At 42.8% G+C, this 15,577-nt stretch carries 14 protein-coding genes; 7 read left to right on the forward strand and 7 right to left on the reverse strand.

All coding sequences use genetic code 11. The features are described 5' to 3' along the window. Positions 1-131 precede the first annotated feature (131 nt). From J3L18_RS19760 to J3L18_RS19770, 3 genes are all read left to right on the forward strand, one after another. A complete protein-coding gene (locus tag J3L18_RS19760; protein WP_129568632.1) occupies positions 132-725 on the forward strand; it encodes a glycoside hydrolase family 19 protein in 594 nt (197 codons plus the stop codon). A gap of 89 nt (positions 726-814) precedes the next feature. Further along, positions 815-1,612, forward strand: coding sequence for a Fic family protein (locus J3L18_RS19765; protein ID WP_129568633.1), 798 nt, complete (start codon positions 815-817; stop codon positions 1,610-1,612). An 89-nt stretch (positions 1,613-1,701) separates the two neighbouring features. Further along, positions 1,702-3,339, forward strand: coding sequence for an ABC transporter substrate-binding protein (locus J3L18_RS19770; RefSeq protein WP_129568634.1), 1,638 nt, complete (start codon positions 1,702-1,704; stop codon positions 3,337-3,339). Between the two features lie 151 nt (positions 3,340-3,490). Here the strand turns inward: J3L18_RS19770 and odhB are convergent, their stop codons facing one another. From odhB to msrA, 5 genes are all read right to left on the reverse strand, one after another. Continuing rightward, complete coding sequence (gene odhB, locus J3L18_RS19775) at positions 3,491-5,053, reverse strand: 2-oxoglutarate dehydrogenase complex dihydrolipoyllysine-residue succinyltransferase (RefSeq protein ID WP_129568635.1); 1,563 nt, start codon at positions 5,051-5,053, stop codon at positions 3,491-3,493. A gap of 61 nt (positions 5,054-5,114) precedes the next feature. Beyond that, positions 5,115-7,931, reverse strand: a complete 2,817-nt coding sequence (locus J3L18_RS19780) for a 2-oxoglutarate dehydrogenase E1 component (protein WP_129568636.1) — start codon at positions 7,929-7,931, stop codon at positions 5,115-5,117. A gap of 172 nt (positions 7,932-8,103) precedes the next feature. Then, positions 8,104-9,405, reverse strand: a complete 1,302-nt coding sequence (locus J3L18_RS19785; protein WP_129568637.1) for a DASH family cryptochrome — start codon at positions 9,403-9,405, stop codon at positions 8,104-8,106. Positions 9,406-9,664: 259 nt separating this feature from the next. After that, positions 9,665-10,471: a 5'-nucleotidase, lipoprotein e(P4) family gene (locus tag J3L18_RS19790; protein ID WP_129568638.1), complete on the reverse strand. Its 807-nt coding sequence runs from the start codon at positions 10,469-10,471 to the stop codon at positions 9,665-9,667. Positions 10,472-10,711: 240 nt separating this feature from the next. Continuing rightward, positions 10,712-11,257, reverse strand: a complete 546-nt coding sequence (gene msrA / locus J3L18_RS19795; protein WP_129568639.1) for a peptide-methionine (S)-S-oxide reductase MsrA — start codon at positions 11,255-11,257, stop codon at positions 10,712-10,714. A 115-nt stretch (positions 11,258-11,372) separates the two neighbouring features. On the opposite strand from msrA, the gene J3L18_RS19800 reads away from it, so the two are divergent. After that, complete coding sequence (locus tag J3L18_RS19800) at positions 11,373-11,765, forward strand: DoxX family membrane protein (protein ID WP_175490114.1); 393 nt, start codon at positions 11,373-11,375, stop codon at positions 11,763-11,765. Between the two features lie 11 nt (positions 11,766-11,776). Next, the gene (locus J3L18_RS19805) at positions 11,777-12,517 is read left to right on the forward strand and encodes a hypothetical protein (protein WP_129568641.1); all 741 of its coding nucleotides are present in this window, start codon (positions 11,777-11,779) and stop codon (positions 12,515-12,517) included. Positions 12,518-12,602: 85 nt separating this feature from the next. Here the strand turns inward: J3L18_RS19805 and J3L18_RS19810 are convergent, their stop codons facing one another. After that, the gene (locus J3L18_RS19810; RefSeq protein WP_091174667.1) at positions 12,603-13,499 is read right to left on the reverse strand and encodes a LysR family transcriptional regulator; all 897 of its coding nucleotides are present in this window, start codon (positions 13,497-13,499) and stop codon (positions 12,603-12,605) included. A gap of 99 nt (positions 13,500-13,598) precedes the next feature. On the opposite strand from J3L18_RS19810, the gene J3L18_RS19815 reads away from it, so the two are divergent. Together J3L18_RS19815 and J3L18_RS19820 are read left to right on the forward strand one after the other, a co-directional pair. After that, on the forward strand, positions 13,599-14,237 hold the full coding sequence (locus J3L18_RS19815; RefSeq protein WP_129568642.1) for an NAD(P)H-dependent oxidoreductase: 639 nt from the start codon (positions 13,599-13,601) through the stop codon (positions 14,235-14,237). Beyond that, positions 14,203-14,493 (forward strand): putative quinol monooxygenase, encoded by a 291-nt coding sequence (locus J3L18_RS19820; protein WP_129568643.1) that lies wholly within the window; start codon positions 14,203-14,205, stop codon positions 14,491-14,493. Before J3L18_RS19815 ends, J3L18_RS19820 begins: the two co-directional genes overlap by 35 nt. 309 nt (positions 14,494-14,802) lie before the next feature. Here J3L18_RS19820 and J3L18_RS19825 read toward each other — a convergent pair whose 3' ends face one another. Further along, the gene (locus J3L18_RS19825; protein WP_129568644.1) at positions 14,803-15,126 is read right to left on the reverse strand and encodes a hypothetical protein; all 324 of its coding nucleotides are present in this window, start codon (positions 15,124-15,126) and stop codon (positions 14,803-14,805) included. Between the last annotated feature and the right edge of the window lie 451 nt (positions 15,127-15,577).

The raw sequence follows: 15,577 nt of genomic DNA on the forward strand, positions 1-15,577 counted from the left end.
AACTCTTTGAATATCAGCCTTGGTATTCCAAACGTGAATATTTATATTTACCTAAGTCTTCCATACCTTTTTAATCTGAAACATCCGTTTACAGCAATTAATTTTATTACTAATACCTAAATTTCATTATCATGCCAGGTACAAAAGAATTTTATGACACTATCCGTGCGTCTGTATTTAAAGGCCACATTTTACAAAGCCAGATTGACGGTATCGAAGCCATTTTAAAGGCCGCAGCAGATGCCGGCGTTACCGATCAGCGTAAAGTAGCCTACATGTTAGGCACCGTTTACCATGAATGCGCAGGTACTATGCAGCCGATAACTGAATTTGGCAAGGGTAAAGGTCATCCCTATGGCGAAAAATTTAAAATGGGCGGTGGACCAGGTCACCGTGTTCCTTATACAACGCCCGATCAGCTTTATTATGGCCGCGGTTTTGTACAATTAACATGGTACGAGAACTATGACGCCATGGGCAAGCATTTACATCTCGACCTGCTTAACCATCCCGAATTGGCGCTTCAACCTGATATAGCTGCCAATATCATGATTAAAGGTATGACAAAAGGCATGTTTACCGGCGTTGGCTTAGGCAAATATTTTGACACCACCCATGCCGACTGGATCAACGCCCGCCGTATTATTAACGGAAATGATCACGATGTGCTGATTGCAGGTTATGCCAAACATTTTTATAAGGGATTGACCGGTATTGATGCGTAGTAAAGTTAGATTCAGTTGCCAGGTTTATCGGTGCCAGGCAACTGAACCACTATATAAAAACTTATAAGTATTTTCGCGTTGTTGAAACGATGGAAATAGTTAACCTGATAGAGAAATACAACGACCTTGGCATAGCCGATGTGATTGACCACAACCGGTTTAACCTCATTTCTATTGACCATCACTCTACACGGATTGAAGGCTCAACATTGACAGAGGTAGAAACACAAGTGCTGATCAACGAAGGGCGCACGCCCAATGGCAAGCCATTGGAAGAAAGCTTGATGGTAACTGATCATCATGCAGCGCTTCTTTTCACCATTGAAAACGCAAGGGCAAAAAAAGCGCTATCCGTTTCTCTTTTAAAGGAGATTAATTCTTTGGTGATGAAGAATACCGGCAAAGTATACAATACTATGCTGGGTACCGTGGATTCCCGAACCGGAGCATTTCGAAAAGGCAACGTCACTGCAGGTATCTCCTATTTCCCGAATTTTGACAAAGCAGAACGGTTGACGAGCGACCTGGTAAAAAGGCTCAAAGAATCCATCGGTCCCGCCTTATCTGTTGCTGAACAGTTGAATCTTTCCTTTGATGCACATTTCAATCTCGTAAGTATACATCCTTATTATGATGGCAATGGACGCACCTCGCGATTATTAATGAACTACATTCAGGCATATTATAATCTTCCATTGGCAATAGTGCGGAGTGAAAATAAAGTAGCCTATATCCAGGCGCTGATTGATACCCGCGAACAGAAGAATATTGAAGTATTTCGTGAATTCATGGCAGGTGAGTATTCTTTTTTGCTCAATCAGGAAATTGAAAAGTTTGAAGAAATGAAAAAGCCATCAAAAGGAAGTGGTTTTACTTTTCTATTTTAATTTTAGCCATCGCCGGCAATCAATCATCCCCGCGTAATAATCAGCTATTCATTCACACAGCTAACGCAACATTTAATATATTAGCTTAAATGAATAAGCTGATCACTTACCTTTTTGTACTATTCTCCATTCAGCTTTGTTCCTGCCATACGGATACTTCTTCCGATCAGCACAAAACCGTTTTTAATATCAATCTTGAAGAAGGCCTTACCTCGCTTGATCCTGCCTTTTGCCGTAATCATTATACCATTTGGATGGACAACCAGCTTTATAACGGCCTGGTACAGATCAACGACAGTTTAAAAACCATTCCCTGTATTGCTGAAAGCTGGGAAACATCAGCTGATGGTTTATTATATACCTTCCATCTGCGTAATGATGTATATTTTCATGACGACCCTCATTTTGCAAATGGTACAGGTCGAAAGGCAGTGGCCTCAGATTTTGCTTATAGCTTCGGTCGTTTGATCGATCCCAAAGTCGCTTCATCCGGCTCATGGATCTTCAGTGATAAGGTAAAGGATAAAAGCGCCTTCATGGCACCTAATGACAGTACTTTCCAGATCAGGCTTAAACAGCCTTTCGCTCCCTTTTTAAGCTTACTCACGGCACAATATTGTTCTGTAGTACCCAAAGAAGTGGTTGAGTTTTATGGCAAGGACTTCAGGAGTCACCCGGTAGGTACCGGCCCCTTCAGGTTTAAATACTGGAAAGAAGGCGAAGTACTGGTGTTTTTAAAAAACGAGCATTACTGGGAAAAAGACGAAAAAGGCAACCGCCTCCCCTACCTGGATGCCATCCGTTCTACCTTTATTGCTGATAAGCAAACTTCATTCCTGGAGTTTGTAAAAAAGAATATCGATTTTTTGAATGATATCGACGGCAGCTATCGCGATGATATCCTCACCAAAGTAGGCAAGGTAACGCAAAAATATAAGGGTAAATTTATACTCAATACCGCTCCTTACCTGAATACCATTTACCTGGGCATGCTGGTTGATACCACTTTGCCCATTGTAAAAAAATCGCCCTTAAAAATACTTAAGATCAGGCAGGCCATCAACTACGCCATCGACCGCGAAAAGATGATCAAATACCTCCGCAACAGTATGGGTACACCGGGCTACGGAGGTTTTGTGCCCGAAGGCATGCCAGGCTTTAACGGCACCGGGGTAAAAGGTTATATATACGACCCGGAAAAAGCCCGTTGCCTGCTCCGAGACGCCGGTTATCCCAATGGTAAAAACATGCCCGAAATTACCCTGGCTACCACCGTTGGTTACCGCAGTTTAATTGAGTATGTACAAGGCCAATTGGAACGCATTGGTATAAAAACAAATGTAGAGATAACCCAGGGTGCCAGCCTGCGCGAACTGATCTCAAAAAACGGCATCAACTTTTTTTACGGCTCCTGGATAGCCGATTATCCCGACGCCGAAAACTACCTTTCTGTATTTTACTCCAAAAACAAAATCCCTTTCGGCCCAAATTACACCGGGTTCAACAACAAAAGGTTTGATGAGCTTTTTGAGCAAACCTACCAGGTAAAAGATGACGAAAAACGCTTCGCCCTCTACCGCCAGATGGATAATCTGATGATGGAGCAATCACCCATTGTAGTATTATACTACGATAAACTGGTAAATCTGTATCAAAACAACATTAGTGGCTATAGCCTTAATGGTCAAAATTTATTGGTACTTAAAAAGGTGGTGAAGCGGCTTTAGTGATTAGAGGTTGGAGGTCAGAGATTAGTTGTACTTGGCTCGTCGCTACTTCTAATCACCTGACAAATTTCAAAACCTTGCGAAACCTATTACACAAAAAAATCCCGGAGGGAAAACCTACCGGGATCTCTTTTATAAAGTTTTTGCAGGGTTATACACCTAACAACAACCTTGCAGGATCTTCAAGCAATTGTTTAACCCTTACCAGGAAGCTTACCGATTCACGACCGTCAATGATGCGGTGATCATATGACAGGGCAAGGTACATCATCGGGCGGATCACAACCTGTCCGTTTACTGCTACCGGGCGCTCAATGATATTATGCATACCTAAAATGGCCGATTGCGGTGCATTAATGATCGGCGTCGATAACATCGAACCAAATACACCACCATTGGTAATGGTAAATGTGCCGCCGGTCATTTCAGGGATGGTCAGTTTGTTTTCGCGGGCTTTACCGGCAAGTACCACAATGGCTTTCTCAATTTCGGCAAGGCTCATGCTATCAGCATTGCGGATAACCGGAACAACCAAACCTTTAGGGGCAGAAACAGCGATAGAGATATCAGCAAAGTTGCTGTATACGATCTCTTCGCCCTCAATACGTGCACCAACAGCCGGCCAGTCTTTCAAAGCCTCGGTAACCGCTTTGGTAAAGAACGACATGAAGCCTAAGCCAACGCCATGTTTCTCTTTGAATTTATCTTTGTATTTACCGCGTAATTCCATGATCGGCTGCATATCAACCTCGTTAAAGGTGGTAAGCATTGCCGTTTCATTTTTAACCGATACTAAACGCTTAGCAACGGTTTTACGCAACGAAGTCATTTTCTCGCGTTTCTCGTCCCTGGCACCGCTTGCTACAACAGGAGCAGCAGTTTGGGCAGCCGGAGCAGGAGCGGCAGGTTTAGCTGCCGGAGCTTGCGCGCCAAGGGCATCACCTTTAGTAATACGGCCGTCAACACCTGAACCTGATACTGATTTTGGATCAACACCTTTTTCGGCTAATATCTTGGCGGCAGCCGGTGATGGCGTACCTGATGCATAAGTTTTAGCACTTTCGGCAGCTGCACCACCACGTGGCGATTCATCGGTAGCGCTAACTACAGCCGGGGTTACCGGGGTAACTGCAGGTTGTGAAGCACCAGCACCTTCAATAGTACAAACTACGGTACCAATCGCTAATACATCGCCTTCTTTAGCTATTGTTTTTAACGTACCTGCTTTTTCGGCAGTAAGTTCAAACGTAGCTTTATCTGATTCCAGCTCGGCAATAGCTTCATCCATAGCAACAGCGTCGCCGTCTTTCTTAATCCACCGAGATAATGTAACCTCCGTGATAGATTCACCTACCGGTGGTACTTTAATTTCGACAGATGCTGATGCGGCAGCCGGAGCGGCAGCAACAGGGGCCGGAGCAGGAGCGTTTACAACAACTTCTGGCTGTGGCTGTGCTACAGGAGCAGCAACTTCAGCGCCTCCATCTTCAATATTGGCAACAACAGCGCCAATTGGTAGTACATCGCCTTCATTGGCAACGATTTTTAAAGTACCGGCTTTTTCGGCAGTAAGCTCAAAAGTAGCCTTGTCTGACTCAAGTTCGGCAATAACCTCGTCCATTTCAACGTGGTCGCCGTCTTTCTTTCTCCAGCTCGAAAGGGTCACTTCTGTAATTGATTCGCCTACGGTAGGCACCTTAATCGCTAAGCTCATATTATAGTATTGTAGATTTTATATTTTTTAATGGATTATATCAGGATATTTAATTGACGGATCAATCAGCCCCGGCATCAGCCATTTTCTTTGTTGTTTTTTTAACAGCTTCTTTAACAGCTTTACCGGCTGGGGCTTCAAAAGCTTTTGAAACTATGTATAACTGCTGGGCAGCATGCTGTTTAGCAAAACCGGTTGCGGTACTGCTGCCTTCTATCCTTGAAATAACGCTCAGGTTAATCACCTTATCATTATGGAATTTACGGCAAATGTATGGCCATGCACCCATGTTTTCAGGCTCTTCCTGTACCCAGATAAACTCTGCCTTTTCATATTTGGCTTTGATCTTCAAAATTTGAGTAACCGGAGTTGGATAAAGCTGCTCTACACGTACAATAGCAACGTCCTTACGGTTATCAGCCTGTTGTTTGTCAAGCAGGTCATAATAAACTTTACCTGTACACAGCAACACGCGTTTTACCTTTTTAGGATCAACATAAGTATCATCTATCAACTCGTGGAATTTACCGCTGGTAAAATCTTCAAGTGGCGAAACACATTTAGGGCTACGCAACAAACTTTTCGGGGTAAAGATGATCAATGGCTTGCGGAAATCGCGGTGCATCTGACGCCTTAAAATATGGAAGAAGTTTGCAGGTGTAGTACAGTTGGCGATTTGAATATTATCATCGGCACAAAGCTCCAGAAAGCGCTCAACCCGTGCAGATGAATGCTCAGGGCCCTGGCCTTCATAACCGTGAGGCAATAACATTACCAAACCGTTGCCACGCTGCCATTTAGTTTCGGCGCTGGCGATGTACTGATCAACAATGATTTGTGCACCATTAAAGAAATCACCAAACTGGGCTTCCCAAATAGTTAAAGCAGTTGGATTTGCAAGCGCATAGCCGTATTCAAAACCTAAAACACCATACTCAGATAATAAAGAGTTATAGATGCTTAATTTAGCTTCGGGGTTAATGGATGCAAGCGGTGTAAATTCGTCTTCCGAATCAACCAGCGTCAATACCGCATGGCGATGCGAGAAAGTACCACGTTTTACGTCTTCACCACTTAACCTGATAGGGTAACCTTCTTTTAACAAAGTTCCGTAAGCAAGCAGTTCGCCCATGGCCCAGTCAAACACTTTGGTTTTGTTCACCATGGCACTGCGGTCTTCAAACAGTTTCTCAATTTTCTTGAAGAACTCTTTATTTGGTGGTAACACAGTGATCTTATTACCAATCTCTAATATGGTTTCTTCGGCTACAGAAGTATCAATAGCTTTTACCAGTTCTTTATGGCTTGCCAGGTGCAATCCGCTCCAGGCACCTTCAAACATGGCAATAGTATCAGTAAACCTTTCTTCTGATTTTACTTCATCTAGCTTTTGCTGTAACTCATCTTTGAAGGTTTTTTCGATAGATTTCAGGAATTCAGCATCTATACTGCCTTCATCTATCAGTTTTTGATTGTAAATCTTTAAAGGGTTAGGGTGCGCGTCGATAGCCTTGTATAACAGCGGCTGGGTGAATTTAGGCTCATCAGCTTCGTTATGGCCATAACGGCGGTAGCAAAGGATATCGATAAATACGTCCTCATTAAATACCTGCCTGTATTCCATAGCCAGGTTTACTACATAAGCCAAAGCTTCAACATCATCACCGTTTACGTGGAAAACCGGCGAAAGCACAGTTTTGGCAACATCGGTACAATAAGTACTTGAACGGGCGTCTTTATAGTTGGTGGTAAACCCTATCTGGTTGTTGATAACCAGGTGAATGGTGCCGCCTGTGCGGTAACCATCCAGTTTTTCCATTTGTAAAACTTCATATACTATACCCTGTCCGGCAATTGAAGCATCGCCATGAATCAGGATTGGAGCGATCTTTGAATGATCGCCGCCATATTTAAAGTCGATTTTTGAACGGGTGATCCCTTCAACAACCGGGTCAACAGCTTCCAGGTGCGATGGGTTAGGGCAAAGGCTCAGGTGAACTTTTTTACCGCTTTTGGTAAGCACGTCGGTTGAAAAACCTAAGTGGTATTTCACGTCACCACCAAAAGGCGATTCAGAATCGTAGTTTTTACCTTCAAACTCAGAGAATACCTCTTTATAGGTTTTCTCCATGATGTTGGTCAACACGTTCAAACGCCCGCGGTGCGCCATACCGATGATAAACTCCTCGATACCCAGATCGGCGCCTTTTTTAATTACCGAATCCATTGAAGGGATCAGCGCTTCGGCACCTTCCAGTGAAAAACGTTTTTGACCAAGAAATTTAGTACCCAAAAAGTTTTCGAAAGTTACTGCTTCATTCAGCTTGTTAAGCATTTCCTTCTTTTCATCAAGGGTAAAAGAAGGTGTATTACGACGGCTTTCCATCCGCTCTTCAAACCATTTTATTTTAATGGGATTGCGGATGTATTTATATTCCGTACCTATTGAACGGCAGTAAGTATCCTCAAGCAACTGGCGGATATCGCGCAATTTGGCGGCACCTAAACCAACTTCAACACCGGCATTGAAAACGGTATCAAGGTCGGCTTCGCTCAAGCCAAAAGTTTCAAGCTCCTTGCCTGGGTAATAATGGCGGCGTTCGCGAACGGGGTTTGTTTTTGCAAACAAATGTCCGCGCGATCGGTAACCATCTATCATGTTTAATACATTGATTTCTTTTAAAAAATGTTCAGGAGTAGCTTCGCCAACGGCAGCGGGCGCAATTGCTCCGGCAGCATCGGTATCTTTACCAAAATCAAATCCTTCAAAGAATTTTTGCCATCCAAAATCAACCGATTCCGGTTCCTGTTTGTACTGTTCGTATAGGGAAGATATGTAGGCAGCGTTTCCGCTATTTATATAATTGAGACGATCCATGTGAAACTGATCTTTAAAACGGTACAAAAGTAATGATATACCGCTATATACTTCATAATTAATTGTAAAGAAATTTAGCCATTATTAGGCTTATTTTACCCATTGGGGTGAAAACTCAAATTATGGCGTGTTGTTTTGAAACGGATATAAAATATTTTGATACAGATAATATTTAAGCGCTAACCAAATCCCCTGCTTCATCAATAGATGATGGCTGCCAGGTATTCACAAAATCGGTTTTGGCTTCAAGCTCTTTGGGCAGCTTGGTAACTATAGCATATTTGCTTTCCTTAGCATCGTTAACACCGGCAATAAAGGCCCAGTTACCCCAATTGCTGGCCGGCGAATAATCAATAAGCTTTTCTTCAAAATAAGCAGCCCCCTGTACCCAGTCGGCTTTGAGGGTGTTTACTAAATAGCCCGCTACTACCTGCCGGTTTTGATTACTGATATAGCCTGTAGCATTAAGTTCATGCATTGCTGCATCAATAAGGGGCACTCCTGTTTCGCCGTTTTTCCATTTTTGGAGCAACAGGTCGGCGTCCGGTGCAAGGTCGGTGCCCTGAGCTTCGTCTTTAGCTTTGATAAATTTTTGGCCGTGTTTTTTAAACATGAACCTGAAGTAATCGCGCCAAAGCAATTCAAGCTTTAACAGGTTACCATTACTGCCATATTTCTGAATTTCCCAGTAAACCTGCCTCGGCGAAATACACCCTATCGAGATCCAGGGAGAAAGTTTTGAAGAGCAATCAGAGCCGTTACGCCCATTTTTTTGTTTCAGCAGCTGGTCTGCATTGGCAAAACACTTATGCATTTGCACCAAAGCCGCTGTTTCGCCCCCCTGAAAATATTCAGTAGCGCGCATATCGTCAACAGGCTCGTTTAAACCTAATTGCTGCAAGGTTGGCAATTCGCCGGCATCGGTAATTTCCGGAACACTGATATGATCGGGTTTGGGTACGCACGGGCGAACATTACTGTCACGTTCCACCTTCTTTTTAAAAACCGCGAAACTATCCGGGATATCCTTAATCGGGAAAGGAAGATCTTCCTTATGATACATGGTATGACCGATGAAATGCTTGAGGTTAAGCCTCATTTTCCATAGCGCAGTTTCAACCTGCTCGGAGATATTGGTTTCCTCGTAGGCTACCTCACGGTGATGATAAACTTCATTTACCTGGTATTCCTGTGCAAGCTGCGGGATCACATCGGCAGGGTTACCAATGCGGATGATCAATTCGGCACCAAAACCCTGTAAATTTTTGCGGAGATCGGCAACAGCCTCTAAAAGGAACCTCGCCCTGAAATTCCCTGTTTTTGAAGCCCCCGTTTCGGTATGTTGAAAATAATAAGGATCGAAACAATAAACCGGCAGTATTTTATCAGCCTTGCGTACAGCTTCTAACAAAATTTCGTTATCATTTATGCGCAAGTCGTTTCTAAACCAAACCAGAATAGTTCTATCACTCATAGTTAAACAGGGGTTAACTGAATAATAATAATGCAGTATGCAAATTTGCAATTTATTTGCGCTTCATGCACATTTTACCACAAGATTATGACATCACCCAAACATTCAATTATTTTATTAAACTAAGTAAAATGCTGTAGCTATATAAAATAATTACACCTATAGGGGGATCAGCGTGTAAATATACGTAAATACAGGCAATTAAGTTATATACCTGCCCGGGCGGCTATCCCCCGTCAACCGTTAAAGATCGGGAGCTTTATTGATCGGCTTTGATCTTCGCCCTGATCACCGAATCTTTTTGGGCAGGGCTAAGCTTGTAATTAAACCGGAAAAGTGCCCCCTCAAAATCACCATATGAAGGATTAGGAATAACAATATACCTTTTGCCAAATTCTGTTTGCAGCTTTTGTGTAGTAGCCGTCCTGCTTTCTTCGGCCGGGTGATTATCATACAGCAGGTCAAAATCGGGCAGGTTATCGCCGCAAAGCAGCAGGATGTTATGTGTTTTTAAAACGTTAAGACGGCGCGCTTCCTTGCTCGATGAAGTAGTTTTCAACTGCAGGTGTTCATCATCGGCATTAGGCAATCCATACAATTGCAGATTTTTAAGCGTACTTGCCCGCTCATTTTCATTACGGTTGGTGATGTAAAATATCGTGACCCCTTTTGATGCAGCGTACTTAAAAAAAGTAGGTGCGCCCGGCACTGTATCAGCAAGGGCTTTGTCGGTCCATTGTTTCCAGGTGGCATCGCTGTAATCTAAGTTCTGTAAGGCGCGATGAGCATCATACGGGCTATTATCCAGAATGGTTTCGTCAATATCGGTAACAATAGCCAGTGGTTTATCACCGGGGTTCTTAATCCCTTCATCAACCCTGAGTTTAGCTACGTTATAGGCCTGAAAGCATAATGCCTTGTACTCCGCCGCCCGCTGCTGCCATAATGAAGCCCAGATCTTACCATCGTTGGTAATGCTGGAATTAGGATTGGCTGTTTTTTTAACAGATGAGCAGGCGCTGAATAACAACAGGCCAGATAGTAGATAGCTATAGCTTTTTTTCATATGGGTTGATTAAAAAGAGTGCCGGTCGAGACCTTGTCAAAGACTCATGCGGAAAAAGTACGCTGGCGTGCTTCGACGAACTGCCATATAAAAAACGGGTGTCATGCTGAGGCCCTCAAAGCATGGTGGGCAGGGCCCCTGCGCGCGACCCTTCGACGGGCTCAGGGTGACAGCCCCCTTTGCTTAATATTATTTCATTTTCAGAGTCGCTCGATTTAAACACTCCGTATGATAGGCATCTTATAACAGCTCCGGCTTTATTTTATCCTTAAACTCCTTGGCAAATTTATTGAGTTTTGGCTGGATAACAAACGCGCAGTACGACTTATTAGGATTATCGTTGAAATAATTCTGGTGGTAATCTTCGGCGCTGTAAAATGTGCTTGCCGGGGTGATTTCGGTTACGATAGGATCGTCAAAAACATGCTCGGCAGTTAGCGTTTTGATCATCGCTTCCGAAGCCTGCTTTTGTTCATCTGTATAATAAAATATAGCCGAGCGGTATTGTGTGCCCACGTCGTTACCCTGACGGTTAAGCGTTGTTGGGTTATGGGTTTTAAAGAAAACCAATAATAATTCATCAAACGAGATCACGTCGGCGTCATATTCCAGGTGAATCACTTCGGCATGGCCGGTAGCGCCTGTACAAACCTGCTCATAGGTTGGGTTTAAAACTTTACCGCCCATATAACCCGAGGTTACTGATGTTACACCTTTAAGCGATTGAAAAACGGCTTCGGTGCACCAAAAGCAACCGTTGCCGAAAGTTATTTTTTGAATGTTCATATGTCCTGTTTTATCAAAAGTAATGCCTGTTTAAATAGTTAGCTATGAGGCGGATTTGAATATGTCAATTAAATTACCAAACTTAGTGTTTAACCTTATATTAAACCTATTAATTATGAAAATTGCAGTATTGATTGCCCGCGTTTTGCTGGGCCTGGTCTTCGTGGTGTTTGGTTTAAACTTCTTTTTCCAGTTTCTGCATATGGCCCAACCGCCCATGAGCGATAAGGCACAGGCATTTAGCGGCGGGTTATTTGGTTCAGGCTATTTTTTTCAATACATGAAGGTAATTGAAATAACCAGCGGCCTGTTTTTAATTATCAACCGGTATACCGCATTGTTTGTGTTATTGCTGCTGCCTATTGCACTTAATATATTCCTGTTCCATGCCATTTTGGCACCGGCCGGTTTGCCAATTGGACTGGCGGTTATAGTTTTAGAGGTATTTTTGCTGTTTGCCTATCGCAAGTATTATGCGAGTATTTTTACGGCCACACCAACGGTGTAAATATCTGCCTTATGAACAAATGCGCCTTAGTTATTACTATCCTTACGCTTTCATTCAATCATGCATTTGCTCAGGGTGAACTGAAAACATACGAAGCAAAAGCAACCGCGAGAGACACCAAAATATATCATCTTACATCCATCGATGGTAAAAATCAAACGGTGAAGATCGTTCCTGACTATGCAAACCATGTGCTTAAAATGATTTGCCTCAAAGATATTATTACAATAGATGATTTTTGGGGAGAAACTCCTGACATTAGGTTATTGAATAAAAACTTTATTGAGATTAACTATGCAGTAAGAGGCGGATCGGGAGTTGGGTTAGGAAATACTCTGATCATCTGCGTGGAGGGCCAACATCTATACAAGGCCATGCATGTTTTAAGATATCTTACCGGGGAATCCGGCGAACAACAGGAAGAATACCGCATTAAATTACATTTGGTTGGCAACAGTATTAACAACTGCAAATTAAAAGTCAGTGTACATGATTTTGTTGATTCAAAACCTCGCCCTAAAGAAAACTATGCCTATGACACTAACACAGTTTTAGCCTTCGACATGCAGCAAAATGTCTTTTACAGCGTTAAGCAAGACATATTCGATCACTTTATCACAACAAGAAACAAGACCAAACAAAAAATTGCAGGTAATTTCCCTATGATCATTTTAGGTAAGGAAACTTATTACTTTATAAATGACAGATGGTATTCCGGCAATCTTAACAAAGAAATGTTTGAGTTTCGATAAATCACATGGTCTTCTTTTGCCACGGCGGCCAGAGGCCGCCTTAATAGTTGCCACTCGCCGGAGGCGAGCGGCGGCGATTAGAGGCTTACACCATCTCCCGCTCAAAAATTTCCTGGATCATTCCTACCTGCTCTGCGTAAATGGATTTTTTGCGGGTGCCGAAGTACAAGGTGTTCTCAATTAAATTATATCCTTCCCAAAGCAGTTTGATATTGCCGCTGTCCCGCTCCTTTCTTGAAAGGAAATCAGGGATCACGGCTATGCCCTTACCATTACTCAAACAACGGATAATAGAGCCCATGTTAGGGACGATGAAATTAGGCTTAAAATCAGGTCGTTTGCCAAAGTTAATATGCCAGAAGCGCCGCAGGTGTTCCATATCGCCCGATGAGCCGTACCAGGTTTGGGCTTTAAGCCAGGTTTGAATCTGGTTTAGGTCTTTTGTTTTCAATAGTTCATTAAATTCGTCGGTTGGCGTTTGCGCCCCGGCAAGCACCACTATGCGTTCCTTAAAAAAGGGTTTATATTCCAACCCTTTGTAATCGCCTTTATGAGGCGTAACAATCATATCGAGGATGCCATTGTCCAGGTCGGCCAGCATTTCGGGGTATTCGCCAAATTTAATGATCACATTAAAAGGCAATGTGGGCAGGTAGGATTCAAGCGTAAACTGAAAAGTTTCAAAGCACATGCCTATGCTAATAGTAGGCACATCTTTTTCAGTACTTTTATGAAAGTGCCGTTCGGCATCCTCCAGTTTACAAATTGCCTCCAGGATATAGTTGTATAAGATCTTCCCCCGCTCTGTTGATACCATTTTACGCGAAGTACGATCGAACAATTTGTAGCCCACATAGCTTTCCAATGAGCTCAAATGCAAGCTCACGCCCGGCTGCGAAATAAACAGCGCTTCGGCCGCCCCGGTTAGCGACCCGGTTTCATAGATCGCCTTAAACGTACGGAACCATTCAAAATTAACCATAGTCTATCTATTATAATTATGATACAAATATATAAATTAAACTATTTTAATAATGAATTAAGCCGCTGTAATTTTGATGAAAATTAAAACAGAAAATAAATGACAAACATATTTGTAATAAACGGAGGGCAGCTCTTCGGTCACTCCGGCGGAAGATTTAACAAAACTTTATTGGATACTACCGTGCAGTATTTTACCGGTCATCCCGATTTTGAAGTTCGTTCAACCGACGTAAACCATGAGTACGACCCCATGCAGGAGGCCGAAAATTATAAATGGGCCGATGTGATCATTTACCACACCCCGGTTTGGTGGTTCCAGGTACCGCATGCCTTTAAAAAATATATCGACGAAGTTTTTACCGCCGGATATCAAAACGGCATTTACCGCAGCGATGGCCGCACAGCCGAAAATCCCGGTGTTAATTATGGCACAGGCGGCTTAATGCAGGGCAAAAAATATATGCTTACCACATCGTGGAACGCGCCTGTTACAGCTTTCACCTTACCCGGCGAATTTTTTAACGAACGCAGTGTTGACGAAGGCCCCCTGTTTGGCTTTCACCGCATGAACGCTTTTACCGGTATGCAGGCTTTAGAAAGTATTCACTTTTATGATGTAATGAAAAACGCTAATATTGAGGAGAACCTGCAACGCTACCAGGAACATTTAAACAAGCTATTTACCCAAAACAACCCAAGCCATGAAAATTTACTTAACAGCCTTAGTGAAGTGTAAGGCCGGCACCACTGCCCAAATGAAAGATTTTTTGGATAAGCTGGTAGCAGCATCCCGCCAGGAAGAAGCCTGCCTGCAATACGAGCTATACCAATCAACAACAGATGAAACCCAGTTTATTTTTCATGAAACCTGGGCCAGCCAGGAAGGGCTTGATCAGCATGTTAAGCAGGAGCATTTTCAGTTATTCAGTAAGCAGATTGCTGATATTATAGACGGCCCGCTTGGGATATATAAAACCGATAGGGTGCATTAAAATTAATAGTTAACAAAACGGCCCCCGGTTTCCACCGGGGGCCGTTTTGTTATTTGCCGCAGGTTTTATTGCAATCGCCCGAGGCTTTGCACGATTTGCTGCAGTTGTCTAAACACGTTGGTCTGGTGCATGACTTTGCGCATTTGGTGCAATGGTTCATTTTGTTATTGCAGCAAGGTGTATTAGCAAATGAAATATTAAATATGGTAAATAGCATCACAGTGGTGATGAAAAGAAACTTTTTCATGATTTTTAATTTGAATTTTTAATAAAAAGATACACTATTAGAAACAGGCAGATGTCTTTTTATTAAGCTTTCGGAGGGTTCCAGCAGGCGTTGGCGTAATCGGATAAATTGCCTGCAAGATAAGGCAGAGCAACATTGTTATTAATTACAACGGTAACAGGCCCGGCCTTGAAAGGTTCAACTTTTAAAAAGCAGCAATTGTTGCACGATAGCATGGTCATGCACATACCACCGTCACATCCTTTTTGACCGCCATGCTGTTTCTGTGGCATATGATCCATATGACGACAGCATTCTTTCGACATATTATTCACAGGCGCCGCTTTCCCCGGTATTACGGAAATGAGCACCATAAAAATTAACATGATAAAGGCGATTGCTTTCATTGAATTTTGAAACGTAATGTTGAAGCGAATAGTATTAAACACTGAGAAGTTGTTTTAAATTTGACGAATATCGTTTACAGGTAAATAAAACTTCATTGCCGTTGGTTTTAACCAACGGAATAAAGCATGCACAACAAGAGGGCTTCAGCCCAAATCCGCTTGCATAATTAGGCTAAAGCCAGGAGTTTTCGGCTCTTAATCCGTTGGTTAAAACCAACGGCAATTAATATTCTTGATGAATGTTTTTTGTAGAGACGCATCACATGCGTCTCCCGTAGGACAAGCCGTGCTTAATAGGCGAGCAAGCGTAAAATGCATGCGGGAAGACGCATGTGATGCGTCTCTACATTTGGAAATCATCGTTTTTAAACAGCCTCTAAGATGTAGTTTAATATTCTACACATAATTTAGCATAAAGCGATCCCCCCGGTTAATTTATACTATTCCTTTG

Origin of the sequence: Mucilaginibacter gossypii, assembly GCF_017569325.2 — a bacterium.
Classification (GTDB): Bacteria; Bacteroidota; Bacteroidia; order Sphingobacteriales; family Sphingobacteriaceae; genus Mucilaginibacter; species Mucilaginibacter gossypii.